This window comes from Dactylosporangium sp. NPDC000555 (assembly GCF_040300025.1).
Classification (GTDB): domain Bacteria; phylum Actinomycetota; class Actinomycetes; order Mycobacteriales; family Micromonosporaceae; genus Dactylosporangium.
Genome location: NZ_JBEPDB010000006.1, coordinates 132,020 through 158,149, shown reverse-complemented (window position 1 = coordinate 158,149; position 26,130 = coordinate 132,020). Strand labels below are relative to the sequence as shown.

Below are 26,130 nucleotides of genomic sequence, written 5' to 3'. Positions count from 1 at the left end.
AGGCCCGCCTCCGCGCGCCAGGCCCGCCTCCGCGCGCCAGGCCCGCCTCCGCGCGCCAGGCCCGCCTCCGCGCGCCAGGCCCGCCTCCGCGCGCCCGACCAGCAGGCCGGTCTCGTCGGCGCCGCGGAACTACGCGCCGATCGCGCCGCTCATCGTCATCGGTAGCGCCGCGCCGTGGTGGGCGCTGTCGGCCAGAAAAGTGGTTCCACGGTCCTGTCCGGACCATCGACGAGGCCATCGCCGAGGACACGTCGGCCACGGCGGAGTAGGGGATGATGGTCTCCGGGCCGGGGCGCGCCGGCCCGCAGACAGCTTCGGGGAGGTCGGATGCCGGTGGCGACGGAGCCCCTGTCAGGTGTGCCGATGTGGCGGCCGGTGCGGGGCGGCAACGCCTTCGAGATCACCGTCGCCCGGTTGGCTCAGGCGATCCGGCTCGGGCTGGTGCCGGTGGGGGAGCGGCTCCCGCCCGAGCGCGAGCTCGCCGAGCGGCTCCAGGTCAGCCGCGTCACGCTGCGGGATGCGATCGCCGCCCTGCGCGAGGCCGGGTTCCTGGAGTCGCGCCGCGGCCGATCCGGGGGCACGTTCGTGGTCCGCGCCAGCGGCGAGGCGGTCGACGGCGCCCACGCGCCGGACGCCGTGGCGCTCGCCCGGCAGATGGGCGACGCGCTGCACGACGCGCTGGACTTCCGCCGCGTGCTGGAGCCGGGCGCGGCCGCGCTCGCCGCGACCCGGACGCTGTCCGCGGCCGACCGCGCGCATCTGGTCGCGTGCCTGGCCGCCGCGCGCACCCGCGATCCGTTGACCCGCCGGGTCAACGACTCCCGGCTACACCTGGCGATCGCCGCGGCCGGCGGCTCCACCTCGGTGGCGGCGTCCATCGCCGACGTGCAGCTGCGGCTGGACCGGCTCCTCGCCTCGATCCCGGTGCTGCGGCGCAACCTCGACCACTCCGACGCCCAGCACGAGCGCGTGGTCGAGGCGATCCTGGCGGGCGACCCCGTCGTCGCCCGCAGCGAGATGGAGGAGCACTGCGACGCCACCGCGGCGCTGTTGCGCGGTCTGCTGGGTTGAGTTTAAGGTTCTATTCTAGACCTTAGGGGTGGTCGATGTTGACTGTCGAGCAGCTGCGCATCGCCGTGAACGAGGGCGAGATCGACACCGTCATCGTGGCCGTCACGGACATGCAGGGCCGGCTGCAGGGCAAGCGGTTCCACGCCCGGCACTTCCTCGCCGACGTCGTCGCGCACGGCACCGACGGCTGCAACTACCTGCTCGCCGTCGACGTCGACATGAACACCGTCGACGGCTACGCGATGTCCTCCTGGGCCGGCGGCTACGGCGACTTCGCGATGATCCCCGACCTTGCCACCCTGCGCCGAATCCCGTGGCACCCCGGCACCGCGCTGGTCCTGGCCGACCTGCGGCTGCTGGAGGGCGGCGCCCCGGTGACCGCGTCGCCCCGGCAGCTCCTGCAGGCCCAGGTCGCCGCGCTCGGCGGCGCGGGGTATACCGCCTGGACCGGCACCGAGCTCGAGTTCATCGCGTTCCGGCAGTCCTATGAGGACGCTTTCCGGCAGGGGTACCGCGAGCTGACGCCCGTAACCCTGTTCAACTCCGACTACTCGCTGCTGCAGACCTCGCGCGTCGAGCCGCTGCTGCGCCGTATCCGCAACGAGATGGCCGGCGCCGGGCTGACCCCGGAGAGCGCCAAGGGCGAGTGCAATCTCGGGCAGCTGGAGATCGCGTTCCGCTACGACGCCGCCGTGTCCAACGCCGACGGGCACGTGCTGTACAAGAACGGCGCGAAGGAGATCGCCGCGCAGGAGGGCGTCTCCATCACGTTCATGGCCAAGCCCAACGCACGCGAGGGCAACTCCTGCCACATCCACTTCTCGCTGCGTTCGGCCGCCGGCGACCGCCCCGCCGTGGCCGGCGACGGCGAGCACGGGATCTCACCGGTGTTCCGCAGCGCGATGGCCGGCATCCTCGCCACGCTGCGCGACTTCACGCTCTTCTACGCGCCGAACATCAACTCCTACAAGCGCTTCCAGGCCGGCTCCTTCGCCCCGACCGCGGTGCGCTGGGGCCTGGACAACCGCACGTGCGCGCTGCGCCTCGTCGGACACAGCGCCTCCATGCGCGTCGAGAACCGGGTGCCCGGCGCCGACGTCAACCCGTACCTCGCCATCGCCGCCATGACCGCCGGTGCGCTGCACGGCATCCGGCACGGGCTCCAGCTGGAGGACGTCTACCACGGCAACGCCTACGAGGACGCGGACGCCCCGCGCGTGCCCGCCACGCTGCGCGAGGCGCTGGAGCTGTGGGAGGCCAGCGACGCCGCCCGCGAGGCCTTCGGCGACGACGTCGTCGCGCATTACGCCAACATGGCGCGCATCGAGCTGGCAGCGTTCGACGCGGCGGTCACGGACTGGGAGCTCATGCGCGGCTTCGAACGGCTCTGAAAGGTAAACCATGCACGACGTAATCTCTCCGGTCACCGAGGAGGTCGTGGCGACCGTACCGTCGCTCGGCCCGGCGGAGACCGACGCGGCGATCGAGCGCGCCCACGCCGCGTTCCCCGCCTGGCGCGCGATCGCGCCGGGCGACCGGGCGCGGCTGCTGCGCCGCTTCGCCGCCGTCGTCGACGCGCACATCGAGGAGCTGGCGCGGCTCGAGGTGCGCAACGCCGGGCACACCATCGGCAACGCCCGCTGGGAGGCCGGCAACGTCCGCGACGTCCTCGACTACTACGCCGGCGCCCCCGAGCGGCTCAGCGGCCGCCAGATCCCGGTCCCCGGGGGCCTGGACGTCACCTTCTACGAGCCGCTCGGCGTCGTCGGCGTCATCGTCCCCTGGAACTTCCCGATGCCGATCGCCGGCTGGGGCTTCGCGCCCGCCCTGGCCGCGGGCAACACCGTCGTGCTCAAGCCGGCCGAGCTCACCCCGCTCACCGCGATCCGGCTCGGCGAGCTGGCCCTGGAGGCGGGCCTGCCCGAGGGTGTCTTCACGGTACTGCCGGGCAAGGGCTCGGTCGTCGGCCAGCGCTTCGTCACCCACCCGCTGGTCCGCAAGGTCTGCTTCACCGGGTCCACCGAGGTCGGCAAGCGCATCATGGCCGGCTGCGCCGACCGGGTAAAGCGGGTGACGCTCGAGCTCGGCGGCAAGAGCGCCAACATCGTCTTCGCCGACGCCGACCTCGCCAAGGCCGCCGCGTCCGCGCCCGGCTCGGTGTTCGACAACGCCGGCCAGGACTGCTGCGCCCGGTCGCGCCTGCTCGTGCAGGCGAGCGTCTACGACGAGTTCATGGGCCTGCTGGAGCAGTCGGTGCGGGCGTTTCGCTGCGAGGACCCGGCGCTCGAGTCCGCGCAGATGGGCCCGCTCATCTCGGCGGGGCAGCTCGATTCCGTGAGGTCCTATGTGGACGACGGCGCGGTCGCCTTCCGCGGCAGCGCACCCGACGGCCCCGGCTACTGGATGGCGCCGACCGTCCTCACCGCACGGTCCACACAGGACCGCCACTGGCGCGAGGAGATCTTCGGCCCGGTGCTGTCCGTGCTGCGCTTCGAGGACGAGGACGAGGCGATCCGGCTCGCCAACGACACGGAGTACGGCCTGTCCGGCTCGATCTGGACCCGCGACCTCGGCCGCGGCATCCGCGTCGCCCGCGGCGTGGAGGCCGGCAACCTCAGCGTCAACTCGCACTCTTCGGTGCGGTACTGGACCCCGTTCGGCGGGGTCAAGCAGAGCGGCCTCGGCCGCGAGCTCGGCCCGGACGCGGTCGCCGCGTTCTGCGAAGTCAAGAACGTCTACTTCAGCACGGAGGCTTAAGTGCAGGCACGTCTGCAGGACCGCGTCGCGGTCATCACCGGAGCCGGCAGCGGCATCGGCCTGGCCACCGCGCGCCGCTTCGCGTCCGAGGGTGCGAAGGTGGTGGCGGTCGACCTGAACGAGGACGCGGGCAAGGCCGTCGCCGACGAGGTGGGCGGCGAGTTCGTCGCCGCCGACGTGGCCGACGAGGCCGCCGTCAAGGCGCTGTTCGACGGCGTGGCGCAGCGCTACGGCCGGCTCGACATCGCCTTCAACAACGCCGGCATCTCCCCGCCGGAGGACGACTCGATCCTCGACACGGGCCTCGAGGCGTGGGAGCGCGTGCTCAAGGTCAACAGCACCAGCGTCTACTTCTGCTGCAAGTACGCCATCCCGCACATGCTCGCCCAGGGCAAGGGCTCGATCATCAACACCGCCAGCTTCGTGGCCCTGATGGGCGCCGCCACCTCGCAGATCGCCTACACCGCGTCCAAGGGTGCGGTGCTGTCGATGACCCGCGAGCTCGGCGTGCAGTTCGCGCGGCAGGGCGTGCGGGTCAACGCGCTGTGCCCCGGCCCGATCGCCACCCCGCTGCTCATGGAGCTCTTCGCCAAGGACCCGGAACGCGCCCAGCGCCGCCTGGTCCACGTGCCGATGGGCCGCTTCGGCACCCCGGAGGAGATCGCGGGCGCGGTGGCGTTCCTGGCCAGCGACGACGCGTCGTTCATCACCGCCTCGACCTTCCTGGTGGACGGCGGCATCACCGGCGCCTACGTCACGCCGCTGTAGCCAGGCCGGATCTCGTGACGAGGCCCCTGGTCGGGATCACCGCCTACGCCGAGCCGGCGCGGTGGGGCGTGTGGGACACCCGAGCCGTGCTGATTCCCGAGGCGTACGTGCGGATGGTGCGCGAGGCCGGCGCGCGCCCCGTCGTGCTCCCACCGGACGACCTCGGCGGCCCCGCGGACGCGGCCGCGCTCGTCGGCCGGCTCGACGGGCTCGTCCTGGCGGGCGGCGCCGACATCGGGCCGGCCCGCTACGGCGCGGTCGCGCACCCCACCACGAAGATGCGCCCCGACCGCGACGCCGGTGAGCTGACGGTCCTCGCCGCGGCCCTCGACGCCGACCTGCCGGTCCTCGGCGTGTGCCGCGGCATGCAGCTGCTCGCGGTCGCTGGCGGCGGCACGCTCGTGCAGCACCTGCCCGACCTGCTCGGTGACGAGCGCCACCAGCCGGCGCCCGGCGTCTACGGGGTGCACAGGGCGCGGTTCGCGCCCGGCTCCCGCGCCGCCGCCCTGTTCGGCCCCACCGCCGAGGTGAACTCGTACCACCATCAGGCCGTCGACAAGCCGGGCACGCTCACCGTCACCGGCTGGGCCGATGACGACGTCGTCGAGGCCCTCGAGGATCCCGGGCGCCGGTTCGTGCTCGGCGTGCAGTGGCACCCGGAGGAGGCGGGCGACGTGCGGCCCTTCGCCGCGCTCGTCGCCGCGATCTGAAGTTCGAGCCCGACCGCAGGCACGACCGCAACCGGGACCCCGGATCGCCGGGCCGGACGCCGACCCGGCCGCCGCGGAGGAACGCGCCCTGGACGTCCTGCACAACCTCACCCCGAGAGGGCTAAGTTGAGGTCATGTCGCGACCGGTCATCGGCCTGACCACGTACGCCGAGGAAACCCGCTTCGGCCTCAACGACACCTTCTCCGCGGTGCTGCCGCTGTCCTACGTGCACGCGGTGCACAGCTCGGGCGGCCGGGCGGTCCTCATCACCCCCGACGATCCCGACGTCGACGTGCTCGAGGGCCTCGACGGCATCATGTTCACCGGCGGCTCGGACGTGAATCCGGACCTGTACGGAGAGCCCCCGCACGCCACCACCAAGGTCAAGCCGGAGCGGGACGCCGCCGAGCTGCTGCTCATGCGGGCCGCGCTCGACGCCGACCTGCCCCTGTTCGGCATCTGCCGCGGCATGCAGCTCATGTGTGTCGCGTACGGCGGCCGCCTGCATCAGCACCTGCCCGACGTCCTCGGCCACCACAACCACCGCCCGGTGAGCGGCCCGAAGTTCGGCGAGCACCCGGTACGCCTCTCGCGCGGCTCCCGCGCGGCCGCGATCCTCGGCGACGCGGTGATCGTCAACTCGTTCCACCACCAGGGCTGCGCCGACCCCGGCCGGCTCGTCCCGACCGGCTGGTGCCCGGAGGACAACCTCATCGAGGTCGTCGAGGACCCGTCGAAGACCTTCGCCGTGGGTGTCCAGTGGCACCCGGAGGACACCACCGACTTCCGCCTGTTCGCCGCGTTCGTGAAGGTAGCGCGCGCCCGCCGGGAGAATATGGCCACACGGCCATAATCCATGGTAACCTCGCGCAATGGGAAAGGTTGCCGTGCAGGCCGGCTACGTCGTCTATATGTACCGGCTGGAAGGCGTCCGCTACGTCGAAACCCGGGTGGTCGCGGTCGAGGAGCTGCTCGCCGAGGAGGCCTGACCGACACACGGCGCTGTCCGGTTTGGTGTCCGAACCGGCTTGGCGATCGTCCGGGGGTGGTCCTCGCAGCGCCCCGGACGCGGCTCACGGGTCCGCAGGACAGGCCTCGGCCCGCGCGGGTTGTCGGCTCAGGGAGCAGCGCGGTCACGGTCGTCGTCGATCATGCCTGGGTGGCTACCCGGACGGGCCGGAGTTGATGCGCGTTAGGCTTCTGGCCATGAAGGTTCGCGCACCGCTCGCCCCCGGCACGCAGAGTCCCTGGCGTCACGTCCCCGCCGACATCGTGCGCCCCGAGTATGTCGGCAAGCGGGCGCCGGCCAAGCACCGCGGGTCCGACGTGCAGCCGCCCGAGATCATCGAGCGGATGCGGGTCGCGGGCAAGCTGGCGGCGCAGGCGACCGCGCTCGCCGGCGAGCACGCGCAGCCGGGCGTGACGACCGACGAGGTCGACCGCGTCGTGCACGAATTCCTGTGCGATCACGGCGCCTACCCGTCGACGCTCGGGTACAAGGGCTTCCCGAAGTCGTGCTGCACCTCGCTCAACGAGGTGATCTGCCACGGCATCCCGGACTCCACCGTGATCGAGGACGGCGACATCCTCAACGTCGACGTGACCGCGTTCATCGGCGGCGTGCACGGCGACACCAACCAGACGTTCTGCGTCGGCAACGTCGCGGAGGAGGACCGGCTGCTCGTCGAGCGCACCCGTGAGGCGATGATGCGGGGCATCCGCGCGGTCGCGCCCGGGCGCCCGCTCAACGCGATCGGCCGGGTCATCGAGGCGTATGCCAAGCGCTTCCAGTACGGCGTCGTACGCGACTTCACCGGGCACGGCATCAACGAGGTGTTCCACACCGGGCTCTACGTGCCCCACTACGACAACCCGCGGCTGACCACGATCATGGAGCCGGGGATGACGTTCACCATCGAGCCGATGATCACGCTGGGCACCCACGAGTACGACATCTGGAAGGACGGCTGGACCGTCGTCACCAAGGACCGCAAGTGGACGGCTCAGTTCGAGCACACGATCCTGGTGACCGAGGACGGTTACGAGATCCTGACCCTGCCGTGAGCCATCCGGCGGCGCGCTGATCGCCGGAGGCCAACGGTGTGGTGGCCTGGGTCCCGCGTGGCCTGACCCGTCTCGGGGGTGGTGTTCCCCGAGACGGCAGGCTCACGAGACGGCATATTCGTTAACGACGCGGGTGCATCGTCGGACCGGCCCACGCGGTGCGGCGCATGTCGGGTCCTCCTCTCGTCTAGACGCTCGTGGCGTGATGCAACGATCGTCGCGGAGCGGACAGCTCGATGGGGTGACGCCGCCTTGCTGTGGCACGCTTTCGGGAGTATCGCCGCCACACCCGCTTTGCCCCGGGCATGACAGGTTTGCCCCAACTTATGTCGTTTTGCCGGGAAATGTCGGCACAAGCGGGGTCAGACCGCCCGCCTTGCGGAACCCCACGGCGCGCGTCGTGCAGTCGACGAGCGCGTCCAGCACGATCTTGCGGACGTCGCCGTCGGTGTCCGGCAGCGCGAGACGCCACTGCGCCGCCGTGCGGTCCTCAAGCAGTGCCGCCAGCTTCAGCGCGGAGGCGCGGTCGGCGACCGCAAAGGGCAACTGGTAGCTCGCGGCGGTCGGCGGCGGCGTCACTCCAGCCGAGTGGAGCCGCACGATCAGCGCGTCGCGGCGCGCCCGATGGGCGTTGTCGGCGTTGTGCGCCTGGGTGAGGGCCGTGCTGTCGAGCTTCGGCCCCAGCACGCCGTAGCCGTAGATGGCCGCGTGCTCGGCCTGCAGCGCCGCCACGAGCCGCTCGTCGGCCGGGGTCACGTCAGCACCTCCTGATGTCCCGCGCGGCACGCGGCGATCGAGCCGAGCAGGGCCGCGCGGTAGGACGGCGCGGCCAGGCACGCTGCCTCCGCCTCCTGGCGGGCCGCCTTCTCCAGTGCGGCCAGGTCCGACAGGGCCGCGTTCTGCTCGGTCGGCACCGCCGTGGACGTCGCGGACGGTGCCGCGCCGGCCCCGGCGGAGTCGCTCGGGGCCGGGAACGGCCCGGCCTCCGGCAGGCCGATCTCCCGGGCGAGCGCGATCACGTGCTGACTGTGGTCGTCCTTGAGCGGGCCGATGCGGTCCTGGAGAGCCGGAAACGACCTGAGGACCTCCGCGTAACGGTCGCGCAGCGCGACGGTCCGGGTCAGCAACGGCAGCAGTACGTCTGGTGCCGGGCTCCACTGCGGTTCCTGCTTGCGGCCGAACGGGTCACAGCCCGCCACCGAGCCGGTCGTTGTCACCACGGCGGCGGCGAGCAGAGCGCGTCGGCGGATCAGCACGCGCTTAGTGAACACCATCCGGGCGATTCTTGGTGCACCCGCCCTCGGTGAGGTGCTCCCTCACCCGCCCGCCGTGCGGCCGCGGTCTCCGGCGAACGCGCCGCCAGAGGCTGCGCGCGGGCGCGGCCGGGTGGCCTTCGGAGCGCCGACAAGACGTCCCGAGTCACGTCGCGTTACGCTCTGCACGAGCCGCCCGCGCGTTGTGACGCAGGCGGCGCTGAACCGTGCGCCCGTGCGGGTGCCCGACGGAGGGGTGTCGATCTATGGCGCAACAGCATCGACAACGCCTCCTCGCGGTGGTTGAACCGGTCGTCACGCAGGGTGGCTACGACCTCGAGGACCTCACCGTCACCCGCGTCGGGCGGCGGCATCTGGTGCGCATCGCGGTCGACAGCGATCACGGTGTCGACCTCGACGCCGCGGCCGAGCTCTCCCGTGGCATCTCCACCGCACTCGATACGGCCGAAGCCGGCGGCGAGGAGCTGATCGCAGGCGAGTACGAGCTGGAGGTCGGCTCGCCTGGTGTCAGCCGGCCGCTGACGCTGCCGCGGCACTGGCGGCGCAACCGCACCCGGCTGGTCAAGGTGAGGATCGCCGGGCGCGAGGTGACCGGGCGGGTGGTCTCGACCGACGACGCCGGGGTGACCCTCGACGTCGACGTCGACGGCGACCGGCAGACCCACGCGTACGGCGAGCTCGGCCCGGGCCGGGTCCAGATCGAGCTCAAGCGCCTCGCCGAACTGCCTGACCCGGATGATGAAGAAATCGATGACGAAGATGACGAGGAAGGGGAGGACGGGGAGTGAACATCGACCTTGCGGCCCTCCGCGCACTGGAGCGCGAGCGCGAGATCCCGTTCGAGACCATCCTCGCGGCGATCGAGACGGCGCTGCTCACGGCGTATCGGCACACCGAGGGGGCCAACCCGCACGCGCGGGTCGAGATCGACCGGCGTACGGGCGCGGCGTCCGTGCTCGCCCAGGATCTCAACGAGGACGGCGCCATCGTGCGCGAATACGACGACACCCCGCACGACTTCGGCCGGATCGCGGCGATGACGGCCAAGCAGGTCATCCTGCAGCGGCTGCGCGAGGCGACCGACGAGGCGCATTTCGGCGAATACGTCGGCCGCGACGGTGACCTGGTCACCGGCGTGATCCAGGCGCACGAGGCGCGCTCCGAGAAGGGCATCGTCACCATCGACCTCGGCAAGATCGAGGGCATGCTGCCCGCGGCCGAGCAGGTGCCCGGCGAGCGCTACGAGCACGGCCAGCGGATCAAGGCCATCGTCGTCCACGTGGCCAAGGGCTTCCGCGGGCCGCAGGTCACGCTGTCGCGCTCGCACCCCAACCTGGTGAAGCGGCTGTTCGCGCTCGAGGTGCCGGAGATCGCCGACGGTACCGTGGAAATCGCGGCCATCGCCCGGGAGGCAGGCCACCGCACCAAGATCGCGGTGCGTTCGACCGTCTCGGGGGTGAACGCGAAGGGGGCCTGCATCGGCCCGATGGGCCAGCGGGTCCGCGCCGTCATGAGCGAACTGCACGGCGAAAAGATCGACATCATCGACTGGTCGGAGGACCCCGCGCAATTTGTGGGAAATGCCCTTTCTCCCGCGAAAGCGCTCAACGTGGAGGTCGTCGACGCGGCCAACCGGGCCGCCCGGGTGACCGTCCCGGACTTCCAGCTTTCCCTGGCCATCGGCAGAGAGGGCCAGAACGCGCGCCTCGCCGCGAGGCTCACCGGATGGCGGATCGATATCAGACCGGACAACGCCGCGGACGGCAACGTCGATCACGTCACCGGACCGGGCGCGGCGCGCGCCGAAAGTGCAGGGTAGACTTCTTGACGGTACGTCGCACGCCCCCGGCTGGCATGCCCGCGACTCCGGCTGCGCCGGTTCGCACCTGTATTGGATGCCGGAAGCGTGCGTCATCCTCCGAGTTGCTGCGATTTGTCGCGATCGAGTGCGGCCCTGGCCAGTTCAGGGCTGTCCCCGATCCGGCTCGCAGACGGCCGGGTCGGGGAGCACACTTGCATCCTGATCCGGCTTGCCTCGCGCTAGCGGAGCGCAGGCGCGCCTTCGGGCGGGCTCTACGTCTCACCGGGGTCTTCGACACCGGTCCGCTGGCCGAAGCCGTCGCCTCGGCGACGGTGACGGAGCCGGAGCATACGCAGTGACCGGAACCGCCGGTGGTGGGAGCGCGACGCCCCACCCGGATCACGCAAGGTAGGACGACGGACATGAGCACACGATGAAGTCCCTGAGATGACCAGGCTTCAAGTGCACGAGTGAGGTCGGAGCGGAACTTGCCGCCCGGCCTCGAGGTGAGGAGTGTAGTGGCAGGCAAGGCCCGCGTACACGAGCTGGCGAAAGAGCTCGGGGTCGAAAGCAAGACCGTACTCGCGAAGCTGCAGGAGCTCGGCGAGTACGTGAAGTCCGCATCCAGCACGGTCGAAGCGCCGGTGGCGCGCCGGCTGCGTGCGAGCTTCGAAAACGGTGGAGGCTCCGCCCCAGCGCCCTCCGCGCCTCCTGCGCCGGCCGCGTCGGCACCATCGGCGCCCGTTCCGACGGCTCCGCGCCCGACGCCGTCCCCGGCAGTCAAGCCCTTCGCGCCCCCGAAGCGGCCTCAGCCGCCGACGAGCGGCGGACCAGGTGGTTCCGGAGGCGGGGGCGGCCGTGGCCCCGTGCCCGGCCCGCCGCGTCCGACCCCGCCGCCCGCGGTACGGCCGACGAGCGCGCACGACATCGAGGTGGCGGCCGCCGAGCAGCGCGCCGCCGCGCTGAAGGCTGAGCAGGAAGCGACCATGAAGGCCGCCCAGCAGGCCCGTCAGCGTGAGAACACCCGGCGCGACGCGCCGCAGCCGCCCGGCGGTGGCGCCCCCACACCCACGCCCGGGCCACGCCCGGGCCCGACCCCCGGCCCGTCCGGGGGCGGTGCGGCGACCCCGTCCGCGCCGCGACCCGGCCAGGGCCCGCGTCCCGGCGGCGCCCGGCCGCCGGCCCGGTCCCCGGGCAACAACCCGTTCGGCGTCTCCGGCGGCGCGACTCCGCGCCCGCCGTCGCCGGGCAACATTCCGCGGCCCAACCCGTCCTCGATGCCCCCGCGGCCCAACCCGGCCTCGATGGGCGGCCCCCGGCCCAACCCGTCGCAGATGCCGAGCCAGCGGCCCGGTCGTCCCGCCGGCCCCGGCGGTGACCGTCCCGGTCGTCCGGGCGGTGCCGGCGGCGGCTTCCGCGGCGGCCCCGGTGGCGGCGCAGGCCGTCCCGGCGGCCCCGGCGGTGGCGGTGGCGGCGGCTTCCGTGGCGGCCCCGGTGGTGGCGGCGGTGGCGGTGGCGGCTTCCGTGGCGGCCCTGGTGGCGGTGGCGGTGGCGGCGGCTTCCGTGGCGGTCCCGGTGGTGGCGGCGGCGCGCCCGGCGCGGGTGCCGGCGGCGCCGGTCGCCCGGGCGGTGGCGCGGGCGGTCGCGGTCGTGGCGGCGGCGCCGCGGGTGCCTTCGGGCGTCCGGGTGGCCGGCCGACGCGCGGGCGCAAGTCCAAGAAGCAGCGCAGACAGGAGTTCGACAACCTCTCCGCGCCCACCATGGGCTCGGGCGCCCCGCGCGGGCAGGGTCAGGCGATCCGCCTGCCGCAGGGTGCGTCGCTGTCGGACTTCGCCGACCGGATCAACGCCAACCCGGGCTCGCTCGTCCAGGAGATGTTCAACCTGGGCGAGATGGTGACGGCCACCCAGTCGTGCACCAACGAGACGCTGCAGCTGCTCGGTGAGCACCTCGGCTTCGACGTGCAGATCGTCAGCCCCGAGGACGAGGACCGCGAGCTGCTGGCCCGCTTCGACATCGACCTCGACGCCGAGGTCGATGAGGAGCGCCTGGTCATCCGGCCGCCGGTGGTGACCGTCATGGGTCACGTCGACCACGGTAAGACGAAGCTGCTCGACGCGATCCGCCAGACGAACGTCGCGGCGGGCGAGGCCGGCGGCATCACCCAGCACATCGGCGCCTACCAGGTCCGCGTCGAGCACGAGGACGAGGACCGCGCGATCACCTTCATCGACACCCCGGGTCACGAGGCGTTCACCGCCATGCGTGCCCGTGGTGCGCAGGCCACGGACATCGTGGTGCTGGTGGTCGCGGCCGACGACGGCGTGATGCCCCAGACGATCGAGGCGCTCAACCACGCCCAGGCGGCCGAGGTGCCGATCGTGGTCGCGGTGAACAAGATCGACAAGCCCGAGGCCAACCCGGCCAAGGTGCGGCAGGAGCTCACGCAGTACGGGCTGGTCGCCGAGGAGTACGGCGGCGAGACGATGTTCGTCGACATCTCGGCGAAGAGCCGGATCAACATCGACGGACTCCTCGAGGCCGTGCTGCTTACCGCCGACGCCGCGCTCGACCTGCGCGCGCCCGTCGACGGACCGGCCCAGGGCATCGCGATCGAGTCGCACCTCGACCGCGGCCGCGGCCCGGTCGCCACCGTCCTGGTGGAGAAGGGCACGCTCAACATCGGTGACTCGATCGTCGCCGGTCGTGCCTACGGCCGCGTCCGCGCGATGCTCGACGAGAACGGCAAGCCCGTGCCGCACGCGGGTCCGGCCCGTCCGGTCCTCGTGCTCGGCCTGACCTCGGTGCCCGGCGCCGGCGACACGTTCCTCGCCGCCGACGACGACCGCACCGCGCGCCAGATCGCCGAGCAGCGGCAGGCCCGCCGTCGCGCGGCCGAGATGGCGGCGCGCACCGGCCGGGTCACCCTGGAGACGCTGTTCGACCAGCTCAAGCAGGGCGAGAAGACCACGCTCAACCTCATCCTCAAGGGTGACGGCTCGGGCTCGGTCGAGGCGCTCGAGGACGCGCTGGTCAAGATCGTCGTCTCCGACGAGGTCCAGCTGCGGATCATCCACCGTGGTGTCGGTGCGGTCACGCAGGACGACGTCAACCTGGCCAGCGCTTCGGACGCGATCATCATCGGGTTCAACGTGCGGGCCGAGGGCCGCACGCGCGACATGGCCGACCGCGAAGGCGTGGAGATTCGGTACTACACCGTCATCTACCAGGCCATCGAGGACATCGAGTCGTCGCTCAAGGGCCTGCTCAAGCCGGTCTACGAGGAGGTCGAGCTCGGCCAGGCGGAGATCCGCGAGGTCTTCCGCTCGTCGCGCTTCGGCAACATCGCGGGCAGCATCGTCCGCACCGGCCTGATCCGGCGCAACAGCAAGGCGCGCCTGATCCGCGACGGCGCGGTCGTGTCCGAAAACCTCACGATCGCCGGTTTGCGCCGCTTCAAGGACGACGCGACCGAGGTCCGCGAGGGCTTCGAGTGCGGTATCACGCTCGGTTCGTACAACGACATCCAGGTTGGCGATGTCATCGAGACGTGGGAGTTGCGGGAGAAGCCGCGCGCCTGACGCCTTGAGAAGGGGCCGTGGATCACCGATCCACGGCCCCTTTTGGCATGCCGATCCGCTCCACGGGATGGTCCGGCGGGCGTAACGTCGCTCACATCGTGGAGCTGTCCTGGTGGTCGATCGAGGTTCGCGACGGTGAATACCCGGCGCGGCAGTGGCGCGACGCCCACAGCGCCGCCCTCATCGAGTCCACGGTGACGCACGGAGCCCGCGACTGGTCCTGGCGCTCCGAGGACCTCGGCGTCGTCTTCGAGATCGGTTTCGTCGACGCGGACGACCTGCAGCGCTTCCGGCGGCTTCCGGCGGTCGTGGCCGCCCTGGACGCGGTGGCCTCCCACTCGCTGTACGTGTACCGCGGTCGTGGCGGCAGCGCGGGCGCCGCCGAGCCCCGCCGGCAGGGCCCGCTCCCGGTCGCCTGATTCGCTCGTACGGTCCTCGGCCCGCTCCGGCCGTTGGGGTGTCGTTTCCTCTGCGTTGCGCCCCCTCCCGGGCTTCGTTGTGATATTTCGGATATCTCCCACACCATGAGCGGCTCGAAGCGGCGGGGTAAATCCGACGCGGAAAGCGGGGCGAGCGGGATAAGATCTTGCGCCGTGTACACCGGAACCGCGGTCTTCGACCTACTCCTGCCCGATGACTCGCGATCGCTCAAGGCCAAGCGCTCGTACGTGCGGCCGCTCATCGCGCACCTGCGAAAGTTCGAGGTCTCCGTCGCCGAGGTCGGGGCCCTGGATCTGACCGGGCGGGCCGAGGTGGGCGTCGCCGTCGTCGCCGCCGAGCCGGGACACGTGCGCGAGGTGCTCGACACCTGCGAACGCGCGGTCGCCGGGCGTCCCGAGATTGAACTGCTCTCCGTGCGCCGCCGGTTGCATGGCGACGACGACGAGTAAACCTGACTTCTCAACGCGGTCCCACCGGCGGGGCGCGGGTACTGTCAAGGCGTTGGTCAGATCTTCAGGTCCCGGCTGGCCGCGAGGTCACCGGTTGGCCGTTTGGCTGCGGAGGTGTTCGAGATGACGGATCCGGCGAAGGTGCGGCGGCACGCCGAGCGTGTGCGCGAACTGGTCGCATCGGTGGTACGGACGCAGATCAAGGACCCCCGGCTGGGCATGATCACGATCACCGACGCGCGGATCACGGCCGACCTGCGCGAGGCGACCGTGTTCTACACCGTGCTCGGCGACGCGGCGGCGCAGGCCGGCACCGCGGCTGCCCTGGAGAGCGCCAAGGGCCTTCTGCGCTCGACCGTCGGTAAGGCTCTCGGCCTGCGTCACTCTCCGAGCCTCGCGTTCGTGCACGACGACGTGTCCGAGCACGCCAAGCACATCGACGAGCTGCTCGCCAGCGCGCGCAACGCCGACGCGGAGGTCCAGCGCCTCGCGGCCGGCGCGCACTACGCGGGCGATTCACAGCCGTACAAGCTGGATGACGAGGCGCACGGCGTCGTCGACGACCTGGGAGCCGACGGCGCCGACGACGAGGTGGTCGTCGGCCAGGACCGGCGGTGACCGGGCTCGCGCCCGGAAACGTGCCGGGCGCGGGCCCCGAACTCGACACCTTCCCCGGCCGCCCGGCAGGGGAAGCGCCCGCCCCGGACCCCGTCCGCGCGGCTGCCCCGAAACACGCCCACGCGGACGCGCTACAGGGAGACCCAAGCGTCCGCGCGGGCGCGGGCGGGCAGCGGCCCGCCGAGGCCGAGTGGGACGCGGCCGTCGCGGCCCTGCGCGGGCTACCGAGCGGAGCGCGGGTGCTTCTCGCCTGCCACGTGAACCCCGACGGCGACGCCCTCGGCAGCATGCTCGGCTTCGCGCTCGGGCTGCGGCGCGTCGCGGGGAAGCTCGGCATCGGGCACCTCGCGGCGACGTTCCCCAGCCCGATGCGGCTGCCCGCACCGTTCGACACGCTGCCGGGCGCCGGGCTGCTCGTCGCGGAGGAGGACGCCGACCCCGCGCCGGACGCGATGCTGGTCTTCGACGTGGCGAGCATCGAGCGGCTCGGCGGGCTCGCCGATCGTCTCCGCGCGGCGCCGGTCGGCATCGTCCTTGACCACCACGCGTCCAACCCCGGCTTCGGCCGCATCAACCTCGTCGATCCCTCGGCGGCCGCGACATCCGTGCTGTCGGACGGGCTGTTGCGGCGCCTTGACGTACCGCTGGATCCGGAAATCGCCGAGTGCCTCTATGTGGCGCTGGCCACGGACACCGGCTCGTTCAAGTTCGCCTCGACGACGCCGGCGGTGCACGAACTCGCCGCGCGGTTGATCGCGACCGGGATACCGGTAGGCGAGATCTCGCGGCGACTGTTCGACACGCGGCCGATCGGCGCCCTGCGACTGTTCGGCGTGGCTCTCGCGCGCACCGTGCTCGAGCGCGAGGGCGCGGGCGGGCTCGGGTTCGCCTGGACGTACCTGACGCTCGCCGACCTCGCTGCGCACGACCAGCCGCCGTCCGCGGTCGAGGCGCTCATCGACACCGTGCGCAGTGTCGCCGAGGCGGACGTCGCCTGCGTCGTCAAGCCCGTCCGCGCGGGGGAGTGGTCGGTGTCGCTGCGCAGCAAGGGCGCGGTCGACGTCAGCGCGGTCGCGGTCGCGCTGGGCGGCGGCGGGCATCGGTTCGCGGCCGGCTTCAGCGCCGGCGGTACCGTGGCGGACGTCATCGCCGCCATCCGGGCCCTGCTGCCGGCTCCCGCGCGGGCCTCCGGCGCCGGGCAGGACTGACTCGGCGGCGTCCGCGCCCCGCCACCCGTGTTCTCACGAACCTCGGCGCGACGTTGAGGTCCGCATCGCGCTCCCGCGCGCTGTCGGAGGTTGCCGCGCTGCCGTGCGTTGCCGGGCATTGACGCGCTACCGGGCGCTGCCGGGCTTGCGCTGGGGTGCGCTCCGTGTTGGCGGCATCCGCGTGCTGTCGCCTGCTCCCGCGCGGACCCCGGCTCGTGTCAGGGGCAACCCCGGGGGAATCTCCGGGCTATAACGGCTGGCCAGCCGGTATCCAGTGCGGTGACAATCGACAAATGGACCGACCCGAGCTCGCCGCGGAGGTCGACCGGGTCTGGGCCCGGCCGGTTGTCCTCACTCCCGTGTTCGCCCTGATCTCACTGTTTGGCGGAGCCCTCCCGTCGTTCACCCTCCGCGCCAACCTGCTGGTGCTCGGCGCCGGCGGCGCACTGTTCTGTCTCGGCATGTCGGCCGCGCTCCCGCGCCGCCCCGTGCCCGCGCGGCTCCCGCGCCAGGCCGCGTGGTGGCTGCTGCCACTGCTGCTATTCGGCGTCGTCGAGGGTGCGACGTTCCTCAACGGCTCGGACGCGTACCCGACGCTGTCCCGCATCGCGGACCCGTTGCTGGAGCACTACTGGGCCCGCGCGGCCGCGTACTTCGGCTGGTTGTGGTCCTTCTGGGCGCTGGTGCGCCGATGAGCGGCGGTCAACTGCTCGTCGCCGCGCTGTTCAGCGTCGCGCTGGGGCTCTTCGCCGCGGTCGAGATCGCGGCCCACCGTGAGGGGTCGCGCGTACCGAGCATCGGCGACGTGTGCGGCGTCGTCATGCGGTACCGCATCGGGCCGCTGCCCGTCGGCCGCATCGCGATGTTCGGCTTCTGGTGGTGGCTCGGCTGGCACTTCCTGGCGCGCTGAAATCCGCTTCGCGTCCGGGCCGCGCTCCGCACGCCTGGATCCCACGCCGTGGCGGACGCGTCCGCGCCAGCCCCTTGCGGGCGCAGGCCCACCCCGCAGCCGCCCCGTCCGCGCCCCCGCGCGAACGAGGTGCTCCTGAGGTCTTCGCGCCTGCGGCCGCCTCGGCCCCTGCGACGATCCTCGGATGCCGCTGCCCGCGCCGCATCCGCGTGGCGGCCCGATGACGCGTCCGTGCGGCGGCCTGATGACGCGCTGGCACCCGGCTGAGCAGGGAAATTGATCGTGACGGGTGCGCGACAGTCGTTCCAGATTTTGGGATATCTTCGCACATGCTGGAACTTAACGATAACTTAGTCGGCATGCGCACAGTACGAATTCTTCGCTGCCCGCCCCGGGGTGCCCGCTTCTGACAGCGGACGCCGGTGGCGGGTGAACGGCCGATCCGACTCGCCGCCGGAAGTGAGGAACCACGTGCGCGGCAACCTGTGTGAACAGGCCGACACCACCCATGTCGGTCTCCTTGCCGTGCGTTGCGCGCGTCCACCGGTGATCCCGGCGCGACCCGACACGCAACGACCATCAGCGCCATGCGACAGAGGAGACCAGTGTCATGGCTGACCAGCAGAAGCCCCAGCCCAAGCCGCAGGAGCCGGCCACCGACACCCGTGAGCGCGCCCGCGCCGCCCTGCAGATGTCGATGGACCGCCGCGGCTGATCCGCTGCATCGACACAAGCTTCGGGAAGCCGGGACGCCCCGCGTTGACGTCACGGCTTCCCGGAGGTTGTGCCGGTAAGTGATCATCGGGGAAGCGCGCCTTACGATGACCGGATGACGGTAGATCAGAACTCCACGATGCGCCGCGTCGCCACGCTGGCGATCCCGGCGCTCGTGGTGCTCGCGGCCGAGCCCTTATACGTGCTCGTGGACACCGCTGTAGTCGGCCATCTCGGGCGCACCCAGCTTGCCGGCCTGGCCCTCGGCGGCACCGTCATGACGTTCGCGGTGTGGCTGGGGACCGTCCTGGCATACGGGACCACGGGGCGCGCCGCCCGCCGCTTCGGCGCCGGACAGCGCGCCGCCGCCGTCGAGGAGGGCGTCCAGGCGTCCTGGCTCGCCCTGGGCGGTGGGCTGGTCATCCTGCTTGTGATCGAGGTCGTCGCCGGGCCGCTCACCCGCCTCCTCGCGGGCGGTGCGGGCGACGTCGCCGACAACGCCGAGGGCTGGCTGCGTATCGCCGCGCTCGGCGCGCCCGGGCTCATGCTCGCCACCGCCGGCCACGGCTGGATGCGCGGCGTGCAGGACACCCGTCGCCCGCTGTACTACGTGCTCGCCGCAAATGTGCTCTCGGCCATGCTGTGCCCGCTGCTGGTGTACCCGGCGGGTCTCGGCCTGGCCGGTTCCGCGGTGGCGAACGTGACCGCGCAGACCGTCGTCGGCGTGCTGTTCGTCCGCGCGCTGGCCACCGAGGGGGTGTCGCTGCGGCCCCAGCCCGCGGTCATCGGCCGTCAGCTCGCGCTCGGGCGCGACCTGCTGCTGCGCGGCGCGGCCCTCCAGGCCTGCTTCCTGTCCGCCTCCGCGGTCGTCGCGCGTTTCGGCGAGGCCTCCCTCGCCGCACACCAGATCGCGATCCAGTTGTTCTTCTTCACCTCCATGGCGCTCGATGCGATCGCCATCGCCGCGCAGTCGCTCGTCGGTGCGGCGCTCGGGGGTGAACGCGTGGCGGAGGCCCGCCACCTCGCCCGCCGCATCACGGTCGCGGGCCTCGTCGCCGGTGTGGCGTTCGCGGCGCTCGTGGCCGCGGCCCTGTTCAGCGTCCGCCCGTGGTTCGGCGCGGACGCGGAGGTGTACACCCAGGCCCGCCACGTCTGGTGGTTCTTCGTCGCGATGATGCCCGCGGCCGGCGTCGTCTTCGCCCTCGACGGGGTGTTCCTCGGCGCCGGGGACGTGCGCTACCTGCGCAACCTCACGCTGGTCGCCGCCCTCGGCGGCTTCCTGCCCGGCATTTGGCTGGCGTACCTGCTCGACTTCGGCCTGAGCGGCGTCTGGGCCGCCCTGACGCTCTTCATCGCACTGCGCCTGGCCGGCCTGCTGTATCGCCTCACCGGAGACGGCTGGGCGGTCACCGGCGCCGTGCGATGAGCACCCGTGCTTCAACCCGGCCCGCCCTCGCAACCCGGCCCGCCCTCGCAACCCGGCCCGCCTGGGAGCGTGAAGGCGGTCCGGCCCGGACGCTAAGGTGTCGCGCATGGCACAGAAGGCGGCGATCCAGGGCGGCCTCGTCGTCGTCGACAAGCCCGGCGGCATGACGTCGCACGACGTGGTGTCGCGCATGCGCCGCATCGCGCGGACGCGCCGGGTCGGGCACGGTGGCACCCTCGACCCGATGGCCACCGGCGTGCTCATCATCGGCGTGGAGAAGGCGACGCGGCTGCTGACGTACGTGATCGGCAGCACCAAGCAGTACACGGCCACGATCCGCTTGGGCGAGTCGACCGTCACCGACGACGCCGAGGGCGAGGTCGTCGCGCGCGCGGACGCGTCCGCCGTCACCGACGCGTCGATCGCCGCGGCGGTGGCCCCGCTGCGCGGCGACATTCTGCAGGTCCCGAGCGCCGTCTCGGCCATCAAGGTCAACGGCGTGCGCTCGTACCACCGTGTCCGCTCCGGCGAGGAGGTCCAGCTCGCCGCCCGCCCGGTCACCGTCTCGCGCCTGGACGTCCTGGCGACCCGCCGCGCGGGCGCGTATATCGACCTGGACGTGGACGTGGCCTGCTCGTCCGGCACGTACATCCGCGCCCTGGCCCGCGACCTGGGCGCCGCGCTCGGCGTCGGCGGCCACCTGACGGCGCTGCGCCGCACCGCGGTGGGCGCGTTCACCCTGGCCGAGGCGGCCACGCTGGAAGACCTCGCGCAGCGCCCGGACCCGGTGACCCTCCCGCTGCCGGCCGCCGCGGACCGCTGCTTCCCGCGCCGTGACGCCACCGCCGACGAGGCGAAGACGCTATCGCACGGCGGCCCCCTGTCCCCGATCGGCATCCCGGACCCGTACGCGGTCTTCGCCCCCGACGGCACCGTCCTGGCGATCGTGCGCGAGCGAGAGGGCAAGGCCCGTCCGGAGATCGTCCTCGTTCCGTGACGACGCGTGACGAAACCCGCCTCCGGCGAACGGGCGGGCAGGGCCGAGGCAGTACGCTCGGTGGCATGCAACGGTGGCGGGGAACGGAGTCGGTGCCCGGCGGTTGGGGGCGCGCGGTCGCGACGATCGGCGTGTTCGACGGCGTCCACCGGGGACACCAGCAGATCATCGGCCACGCGGTGAAGCGGGCCGGGGAGCTCGGCGTGCAGTCGGTCGTCATCACGTTCGACCCGCACCCGTCCGAGGTGGTGCGGCCCGGATCGCACCCCGCGGTGCTGACCGAGCCGGGACGCAAGGCGGAGCTGATCGAGGCGCTGGGCGTCGACGTGCTGTGCGTCATTCCGTTCACTGCCGAGTTCTCCCGGCTGACGCCCGAGGAGTTCGTGCACGACGCGCTCGTCGAGCACCTGCACACCGCGCTGGTCGTGGTGGGAGAGAACTTCCGGTTCGGCCACCGGCAGGCCGGCGACGTCGAGCTGCTGCGCAGGCTCGGGCGGACCTTCGGCTTCGCCGTCGAGGGAGCGCCGCTGGTGGCGGACGAGGGGACGGTGTTCTCCTCGACGTACATCCGAAGCTGCGTCGACGCGGGGGACGTCGTGGCGGCGGCCCGCGCGCTCGGGCGGCCGCACCGCCTCGAGGGCGTGGTGGTGCGCGGCGACCAGCGCGGCCGCGAGCTGGGCTTTCCGACGGCAAACCTGCTGGTCCCGGCCAACGCGGCGGTGCCCGCCGACGGCATCTACGCGGCGTGGCTCAACCGCGACCGCGACGGCGCGCGGCACCCGGCGGCGGTGTCGATCGGGACGAACCCCACCTTTTCCGGCAAGGAGCGGCGGGTGGAGGCGTTCGTGCTGGACTTCAAGGGTGATCTGTACGGCGAACGGGTGAGGCTGGACTTTGCCGACCGGCTGCGCGAACAGCGCACCTACCAGGACGTCGAGCCATTGATCGCGCAGATGACGGAGGATGTCGCGCAGGCGCGGGAGGCGCTGGCCGGCGGTCCGATGCGTGACTGAACAGCTCTGTCTGTTAGCCTGGGATTGACGCCGGGTGACTGGCGAGGGTCAGGCTGCCTGCACGACGCCGCGGGAGCCGACCGATTGAATCCACGGTAAAGGGAGAACATGGCGCTCGATTCTGCGCAGAAGACCGAGATCATCTCGAAGTACGCGACCGTCGAGGGTGACACCGGCTCGCCGGAGGTCCAGGTCGCGATGCTGACGAAGCGGATCGCGGACCTCACCGAACACCTCAAGCAGCACAAGCACGACCACCACAGCCGGCGCGGCCTGCTGCTGCTGGTCGGCCGTCGCCGCCGCTTGCTCAACTACCTGCAGCGCAGCGACATCGCCCGCTACCGCTCACTGATCGAGCGGCTCGGCCTGCGGCGATAACGACGCACCGGCGGGGGAGTGGCGAGGATTCGCCGCTCCCCCGTTGAGTAGTGACACACTGAAATGGCAGCGCCCCGCCGAGCGGGTCGGCGCACCGGTCCTCGGTAGTGGCTTCCGGGCCCACGCCCCGTGAGCTTCGATCGAAGACCGGCCGCAGACAGCTCCGCCGAGGGCGACCCACGACCCAAAGGGAGCAACAGACCGACATGACCGAGCAGAACACTCTCGGTACTCACAGCAGCACCGCGGTCATCGACAACGGCTCGTTCGGCACCCGGGAGATCACGTTCTCCACCGGGCGCCTGGCGCGCCAGGCGGCGGGCTCCGCCCTCGCCCAGCTCGGTGAGACCGTGGTCCTGTCCGCGACCACCGCCGGGAAACAGCCCAAGGACCAGTTCGACTTCTTCCCGCTGACGGTCGACGTCGAGGAGCGCATGTACGCGGCCGGGCGCATCCCCGGATCGTTCTTCCGCCGCGAGGGCCGGCCCAGCGAGGACGCGATCCTCACCTGCCGGCTCATCGACCGTCCGCTGCGCCCGAGCTTCGTCAAGGGCCTGCGCAACGAGGTCCAGGTCGTCGAGACCGTGCTCGCGCTGGACCCGGCCCACCCGTACGACGTCGTGGCGATCAACGCGGCGTCGTTGTCGACCAAGCTGTCGGGCCTGCCCTTCTCCGGCCCGATCGGCGCGACCCGCATGGCGCACGTCGACGGCCAGTGGGTGGCGTTCCCGACCGTCGAGGAGCTCGGCCGGGCCACCTTCGACATGGTCGTGGCCGGCCGGGTCCTGCCCGACGGCGATGTGGCGATCATGATGGTGGAGGCCGAGGCGACCGAGCACACGGTCGGCCTGGTCGCCGGTGGCGCGCCCGCGCCGACCGAGGAGGTCGTCGCCGGCGGCCTGGAGGCGTCCAAGCCAGCGATCCGCGAGCTGTGCCGGGCGCAGGCCGAGCTGGCGCAGGTGGCCGCGAAGCCGGTGCAGGAGTTCCCGGTCTTCCTCGACTACCAGCCCGACGCCTACGAGGCCGTCTCCACAGCACTCAAGGACGAGGTCGCCGAGGCCCTGCGCATCGCCTCGAAGGCGGAGCGCGAGGAGGCCCTCGACCGGATCAAGGAGGCCGCGTTCCAGCGGCTCGCCGGGCAGTTCGATGGGCGCGAGAAGGAGATCGGTGCCGCGCTGCGGTCGCTGACCAAGAACGAGGTTCGCGCCCGTGTGCTGCGCGAGCAGGTCCGCATCGACGGCCGTGGCCCGCGCGACATCCGGCCGCTGACCGCCGAGGTGCAGGTCCTGCCCCGGGTGCACGGCTCGGCGCTGTTCGAGCGCGGCGAGACCCAGATCCTGGGCGTCACCACGCTGAACATGCTGCGCATGGAGCAGACGCTCGACACGCTGGCGCCGGAGAAGTCCAAGCGCTACATGCACAACTACAACTTCCCGCCGTACTCCACCGGCGAGACCGGCCGGGTCGGCGCGCCGAAGCGGCGCGAGATCGGCCACGGCGCGCTCGCCGAGCGGGCCCTGATCCCGGTGCTGCCGGCGCGTGAGGAGTTCCCCTACGCGATCCGGCAGGTGTCGGAGGCGCTGGGCTCCAACGGCTCGACGAGCATGGGTTCGGTCTGCGCCTCGACCATGGCCCTGCTGTCGGCCGGCGTGCCGCTGAAGGCGCCCGTCGCGGGCATCGCGATGGGCCTGATCTCCGACGAGGTCGACGGCAAGACGCAGTACGTGACGCTGACCGACATCCTCGGCGCCGAGGACGCGTTCGGCGACATGGACTTCAAGGTCGCCGGCACCCGCGACTTCGTGACCGCGCTGCAGCTGGACACCAAGCTCGACGGCATCCCGTCGGACGTGCTGGCCGGCGCCCTGCAGCAGGCCCACGACGCGCGGTACGTCATCCTCGACGTGATGGCCGAGGCGATCGAGTCGCCGGCCGGCATGAGCCAGTACGCGCCGCGGGTCACCACGGTCCGCATCCCGGTCGACAAGATCGGCATGGTGATCGGCCCCAAGGGCCAGACCATCAACGCGATCCAGGACGAGACCGGCGCCGAGATCAGCATCGAGGACGACGGCACGATCTACGTCGGCGCGACCGACGGCCCGTCGGCCGAGGCCGCGGTCGAGCGGATCAACGCGATCGCCAACCCGACCATGCCGAAGGTCGGCGACAAGTTCCTCGGCACCGTGGTGAAGACGGCCGCGTTCGGCGCGTTCATCTCGCTGCTGCCGGGCCGCGACGGCCTGCTGCACATCTCCAAGGTGGGCAACGGCAAGCGGGTCGAGAAGGTCGAGGACTTCCTCAACGTCGGCGACAAGGTCGAGGTACAGATCGCGGACATCGACAACCGCGGCAAGATCTACCTCGACAAGGTGCTGGCCGAGGGCGAGGCGCCGGCGGCGCCGGCCGAGGGCGGCGAGCGCCCGCCCGCGCGTGACCGGGGCGACCGTGGCGACCGTGGCCCGCGCCGGGAGCGTAGCGACCGGGGCGAGCGCGCCCCGCGCCAGTCCTCCGGAGACGAGGCCGCCCCCGACGCCCCCGCCGGGGAAGAGGGCGGCGAGGGCGGGGAGTTCCGTCGCCGGCGCAGTCGGCACAGCTGATCCATGGCAAGCCGAGCGCTGACCCAGACGCTGTCCGACGACCCGTTGGGCGGAACGGTGCGACGCACCGTCCTGCCCAACGGGCTGCGGATCCTGACCGAGTCCATCCCGGCGACACGCAGCGTGTCGTTCGGCGTCTGGGTCGGCATCGGTTCGCGGGACGAGACGCCCACGCTGTCGGGCGCCTCGCACTTCCTTGAGCACCTGCTGTTCAAGGGCACCAAGCGGCGCACCGCGCTGGACATCTCCTCGCAGATCGAAGCGGTCGGCGGGGAGACCAACGCGTTCACCGCCAAGGAGTACACGTGCTACTACGCGCGGGTGCTCGACGCGGACCTGCCGCTGGCCATCGACGTCGTCTGCGACCTCGTCACCGACTCGGTGCTGGCCGAGGCGGACGTGGAAACCGAGCGTGGCGTGATCCTCGAGGAGATCGCCATGCACGACGACGAGCCCGGCGACGAGGTCCACGACGTCTTTACCGAGGCGGTGTACGGACACCACCCGCTCGGCCGGCAGATCTCCGGCACCGTGTCGAGCATCTCGGCGCTGAGCCGCAAGCAGATCGACGGGTTCTACCGCCGGCGGTACCGGCCGGAGACCATGGTCGTCTCCGCGGCCGGCAACCTCGACCACGCCAAGGTCGTGCGGGCCGTGCGCGCCGCGTTCGCCGGGGCCGGCTGGGGCGACACGCCGGCCGTGCCCGCACCGCGACGCTCCCGCACCACCCGGGTGCCGACCCGCTCCGGGCAGATCGTGGTGCGCAACAAGGACACCGAGCAGGCGCACCTGATGCTCGGCTGCACCGGCTACCCGCGCCAGCACGACGACCGCTTCGCCGTCGGCGCGCTCAACAACGTGCTCGGCGGGGGCATGTCCAGCCGGCTGTTCCAGCAGATCCGCGAGCAGCGCGGGCTGGCGTACTCGGTGTACTCCTTCACCTCGCAGTACAGCGACACCGGCCTCTTCGGCGTCTACGCCGGCTGCGCCCCGGGCAAGGTCGAGGAGGTCCTCGCGATCACCCGCGACGAGCTCGCCCGGGTGGCCGACGAGGGCGTCACCGACGCCGAGGTCGAGCGCGGCAAGGGCATGCTCAAGGGCGCCGTCGTGCTCGGCCTGGAGGACACCGGGTCGCGGATGAGCCGCCTGGGCAAGGGCGAGTTGCTGTACGACGAGCTGCTCTCCGTCGACGAGATACTGCGCCGGGTCGACGAGGTCACCCCGGAGCAGGTCCGGTGGGCGGCGAAGGATCTGCTCACCCGCCCGATGTCGCTCGCGGTGATCGGCGACGTCGAGGACGGGGCGTTCACCGACGCCCTGGGCTGACCACCCTGCTGACCGCGTCGCCC

General features: G+C 72.0%; 25 protein-coding genes. 23 read left to right on the top strand and 2 right to left on the bottom strand.

Annotation, left to right across the window (positions count from 1 at the left end; translation table 11 throughout):
• Positions 1 to 327: 327 nt before the first annotated feature.
• The 7 genes from ABT297_RS06910 to map all read left to right on the top strand — a co-directional run bounded on the left by ABT297_RS06910 (position 328) and on the right by map (position 7,371).
• Positions 328 to 1,071: a FadR/GntR family transcriptional regulator gene (locus tag ABT297_RS06910; protein ID WP_350545545.1), complete on the top strand. Its 744-nt coding sequence runs from the start codon at positions 328 to 330 to the stop codon at positions 1,069 to 1,071.
• Positions 1,072 to 1,106: 35 nt separating this feature from the next.
• Positions 1,107 to 2,462 carry a glutamine synthetase family protein gene (locus ABT297_RS06905; RefSeq protein WP_350545543.1) on the top strand — a complete coding sequence of 452 codons (1,356 nt, stop codon included), beginning with the start codon at positions 1,107 to 1,109 and terminating at the stop codon, positions 2,460 to 2,462.
• 10 nt (positions 2,463 to 2,472) lie between these two features.
• Entirely contained in the window at positions 2,473 to 3,828 is a 1,356-nt protein-coding gene (locus tag ABT297_RS06900; protein WP_350545542.1) for an aldehyde dehydrogenase family protein, read from the top strand.
• On the top strand, positions 3,829 to 4,596 hold the full coding sequence (locus ABT297_RS06895) for a 3-oxoacyl-ACP reductase (protein WP_350545540.1): 768 nt from the start codon (positions 3,829 to 3,831) through the stop codon (positions 4,594 to 4,596).
• 14 nt (positions 4,597 to 4,610) lie between these two features.
• Complete coding sequence (locus tag ABT297_RS06890; protein WP_350545539.1) at positions 4,611 to 5,306, top strand: gamma-glutamyl-gamma-aminobutyrate hydrolase family protein; 696 nt, start codon at positions 4,611 to 4,613, stop codon at positions 5,304 to 5,306.
• A gap of 134 nt (positions 5,307 to 5,440) precedes the next feature.
• Positions 5,441 to 6,160, top strand: coding sequence for a gamma-glutamyl-gamma-aminobutyrate hydrolase family protein (locus tag ABT297_RS06885; RefSeq protein ID WP_350545537.1), 720 nt, complete (start codon positions 5,441 to 5,443; stop codon positions 6,158 to 6,160).
• A 353-nt stretch (positions 6,161 to 6,513) separates the two neighbouring features.
• A complete protein-coding gene (map, locus tag ABT297_RS06880; protein WP_350545536.1) occupies positions 6,514 to 7,371 on the top strand; it encodes a type I methionyl aminopeptidase in 858 nt (285 codons plus the stop codon).
• Positions 7,372 to 7,695: 324 nt separating this feature from the next.
• Here map and ABT297_RS06875 read toward each other — a convergent pair whose 3' ends face one another.
• Positions 7,696 to 8,127, bottom strand: a complete 432-nt coding sequence (locus ABT297_RS06875; RefSeq protein ID WP_350545534.1) for a ferritin-like domain-containing protein — start codon at positions 8,125 to 8,127, stop codon at positions 7,696 to 7,698.
• The gene (locus ABT297_RS06870; protein WP_350545533.1) at positions 8,124 to 8,645 is read right to left on the bottom strand and encodes a hypothetical protein; all 522 of its coding nucleotides are present in this window, start codon (positions 8,643 to 8,645) and stop codon (positions 8,124 to 8,126) included. The genes ABT297_RS06875 and ABT297_RS06870 overlap by 4 nt, the downstream gene beginning before the upstream one ends.
• A gap of 245 nt (positions 8,646 to 8,890) precedes the next feature.
• On the opposite strand from ABT297_RS06870, the gene rimP reads away from it, so the two are divergent.
• The 16 genes from rimP (at position 8,891) to ABT297_RS06790 (ending at position 26,107) form a co-directional block, all read left to right on the top strand.
• Positions 8,891 to 9,433, top strand: coding sequence for a ribosome maturation factor RimP (rimP, locus tag ABT297_RS06865; protein ID WP_350545531.1), 543 nt, complete (start codon positions 8,891 to 8,893; stop codon positions 9,431 to 9,433).
• Positions 9,430 to 10,464: a transcription termination factor NusA gene (gene nusA, locus ABT297_RS06860; protein WP_350545530.1), complete on the top strand. Its 1,035-nt coding sequence runs from the start codon at positions 9,430 to 9,432 to the stop codon at positions 10,462 to 10,464. Before rimP ends, nusA begins: the two co-directional genes overlap by 4 nt.
• Positions 10,371 to 10,805: a YlxR family protein gene (locus ABT297_RS06855; RefSeq protein ID WP_502885512.1), complete on the top strand. Its 435-nt coding sequence runs from the start codon at positions 10,371 to 10,373 to the stop codon at positions 10,803 to 10,805. The genes nusA and ABT297_RS06855 overlap by 94 nt, the downstream gene beginning before the upstream one ends.
• A gap of 159 nt (positions 10,806 to 10,964) precedes the next feature.
• A complete protein-coding gene (gene infB, locus ABT297_RS06850) occupies positions 10,965 to 14,027 on the top strand; it encodes a translation initiation factor IF-2 (protein WP_350545528.1) in 3,063 nt (1,020 codons plus the stop codon).
• A 98-nt stretch (positions 14,028 to 14,125) separates the two neighbouring features.
• Positions 14,126 to 14,446: a hypothetical protein gene (locus tag ABT297_RS06845; protein WP_350545526.1), complete on the top strand. Its 321-nt coding sequence runs from the start codon at positions 14,126 to 14,128 to the stop codon at positions 14,444 to 14,446.
• A 174-nt stretch (positions 14,447 to 14,620) separates the two neighbouring features.
• Complete coding sequence (locus tag ABT297_RS06840) at positions 14,621 to 14,917, top strand: DUF503 domain-containing protein (RefSeq protein ID WP_350545525.1); 297 nt, start codon at positions 14,621 to 14,623, stop codon at positions 14,915 to 14,917.
• Between the two features lie 123 nt (positions 14,918 to 15,040).
• Positions 15,041 to 15,535: a 30S ribosome-binding factor RbfA gene (gene rbfA, locus ABT297_RS06835; RefSeq protein WP_350545523.1), complete on the top strand. Its 495-nt coding sequence runs from the start codon at positions 15,041 to 15,043 to the stop codon at positions 15,533 to 15,535.
• 212 nt (positions 15,536 to 15,747) lie between these two features.
• On the top strand, positions 15,748 to 16,743 hold the full coding sequence (locus ABT297_RS06830) for a DHH family phosphoesterase (RefSeq protein ID WP_350545577.1): 996 nt from the start codon (positions 15,748 to 15,750) through the stop codon (positions 16,741 to 16,743).
• A gap of 293 nt (positions 16,744 to 17,036) precedes the next feature.
• The gene (locus ABT297_RS06825; protein ID WP_350545522.1) at positions 17,037 to 17,438 is read left to right on the top strand and encodes a hypothetical protein; all 402 of its coding nucleotides are present in this window, start codon (positions 17,037 to 17,039) and stop codon (positions 17,436 to 17,438) included.
• Positions 17,435 to 17,653 (top strand): DUF6186 family protein, encoded by a 219-nt coding sequence (locus ABT297_RS06820; RefSeq protein ID WP_350545520.1) that lies wholly within the window; start codon positions 17,435 to 17,437, stop codon positions 17,651 to 17,653. Before ABT297_RS06825 ends, ABT297_RS06820 begins: the two co-directional genes overlap by 4 nt.
• 829 nt (positions 17,654 to 18,482) lie before the next feature.
• A complete protein-coding gene (locus ABT297_RS06815; RefSeq protein ID WP_350545518.1) occupies positions 18,483 to 19,793 on the top strand; it encodes an MATE family efflux transporter in 1,311 nt (436 codons plus the stop codon).
• A gap of 106 nt (positions 19,794 to 19,899) precedes the next feature.
• On the top strand, positions 19,900 to 20,790 hold the full coding sequence (gene truB, locus ABT297_RS06810; protein ID WP_350545517.1) for a tRNA pseudouridine(55) synthase TruB: 891 nt from the start codon (positions 19,900 to 19,902) through the stop codon (positions 20,788 to 20,790).
• A gap of 65 nt (positions 20,791 to 20,855) precedes the next feature.
• Positions 20,856 to 21,803, top strand: coding sequence for a bifunctional riboflavin kinase/FAD synthetase (locus tag ABT297_RS06805; RefSeq protein ID WP_350545515.1), 948 nt, complete (start codon positions 20,856 to 20,858; stop codon positions 21,801 to 21,803).
• A gap of 108 nt (positions 21,804 to 21,911) precedes the next feature.
• Positions 21,912 to 22,181, top strand: a complete 270-nt coding sequence (rpsO, locus tag ABT297_RS06800; RefSeq protein ID WP_350545513.1) for a 30S ribosomal protein S15 — start codon at positions 21,912 to 21,914, stop codon at positions 22,179 to 22,181.
• A gap of 206 nt (positions 22,182 to 22,387) precedes the next feature.
• Positions 22,388 to 24,781: a polyribonucleotide nucleotidyltransferase gene (locus ABT297_RS06795; protein ID WP_350545511.1), complete on the top strand. Its 2,394-nt coding sequence runs from the start codon at positions 22,388 to 22,390 to the stop codon at positions 24,779 to 24,781.
• A gap of 3 nt (positions 24,782 to 24,784) precedes the next feature.
• Entirely contained in the window at positions 24,785 to 26,107 is a 1,323-nt protein-coding gene (locus ABT297_RS06790) for a M16 family metallopeptidase (RefSeq protein WP_350545508.1), read from the top strand.
• Positions 26,108 to 26,130: the final 23 nt, after the last annotated feature.

Coding starts and splice junctions, on each gene's coding strand:
- ABT297_RS06910 (WP_350545545.1), top strand. CDS start 328: ATGCCGGTGGCGACGGAGCCCCTGTCAGGTGTGCCGATGTGGCGGCCG.
- ABT297_RS06905 (WP_350545543.1), top strand. CDS start 1,107: ATGTTGACTGTCGAGCAGCTGCGCATCGCCGTGAACGAGGGCGAGATC.
- ABT297_RS06900 (WP_350545542.1), top strand. CDS start 2,473: ATGCACGACGTAATCTCTCCGGTCACCGAGGAGGTCGTGGCGACCGTA.
- ABT297_RS06885 (WP_350545537.1), top strand. CDS start 5,441: ATGTCGCGACCGGTCATCGGCCTGACCACGTACGCCGAGGAAACCCGC.
- map (WP_350545536.1), top strand. CDS start 6,514: ATGAAGGTTCGCGCACCGCTCGCCCCCGGCACGCAGAGTCCCTGGCGT.
- ABT297_RS06870 (WP_350545533.1), bottom strand. CDS start 8,645: ATGGTGTTCACTAAGCGCGTGCTGATCCGCCGACGCGCTCTGCTCGCC.
- rimP (WP_350545531.1), top strand. CDS start 8,891: ATGGCGCAACAGCATCGACAACGCCTCCTCGCGGTGGTTGAACCGGTC.
- ABT297_RS06855 (WP_502885512.1), top strand. CDS start 10,371: ATGGCGGATCGATATCAGACCGGACAACGCCGCGGACGGCAACGTCGA.
- rbfA (WP_350545523.1), top strand. CDS start 15,041: ATGACGGATCCGGCGAAGGTGCGGCGGCACGCCGAGCGTGTGCGCGAA.
- ABT297_RS06825 (WP_350545522.1), top strand. CDS start 17,037: ATGGACCGACCCGAGCTCGCCGCGGAGGTCGACCGGGTCTGGGCCCGG.
- ABT297_RS06820 (WP_350545520.1), top strand. CDS start 17,435: ATGAGCGGCGGTCAACTGCTCGTCGCCGCGCTGTTCAGCGTCGCGCTG.
- ABT297_RS06815 (WP_350545518.1), top strand. CDS start 18,483: ATGACGGTAGATCAGAACTCCACGATGCGCCGCGTCGCCACGCTGGCG.
- truB (WP_350545517.1), top strand. CDS start 19,900: ATGGCACAGAAGGCGGCGATCCAGGGCGGCCTCGTCGTCGTCGACAAG.
- ABT297_RS06805 (WP_350545515.1), top strand. CDS start 20,856: ATGCAACGGTGGCGGGGAACGGAGTCGGTGCCCGGCGGTTGGGGGCGC.
- rpsO (WP_350545513.1), top strand. CDS start 21,912: ATGGCGCTCGATTCTGCGCAGAAGACCGAGATCATCTCGAAGTACGCG.
- ABT297_RS06795 (WP_350545511.1), top strand. CDS start 22,388: ATGACCGAGCAGAACACTCTCGGTACTCACAGCAGCACCGCGGTCATC.
- ABT297_RS06790 (WP_350545508.1), top strand. CDS start 24,785: ATGGCAAGCCGAGCGCTGACCCAGACGCTGTCCGACGACCCGTTGGGC.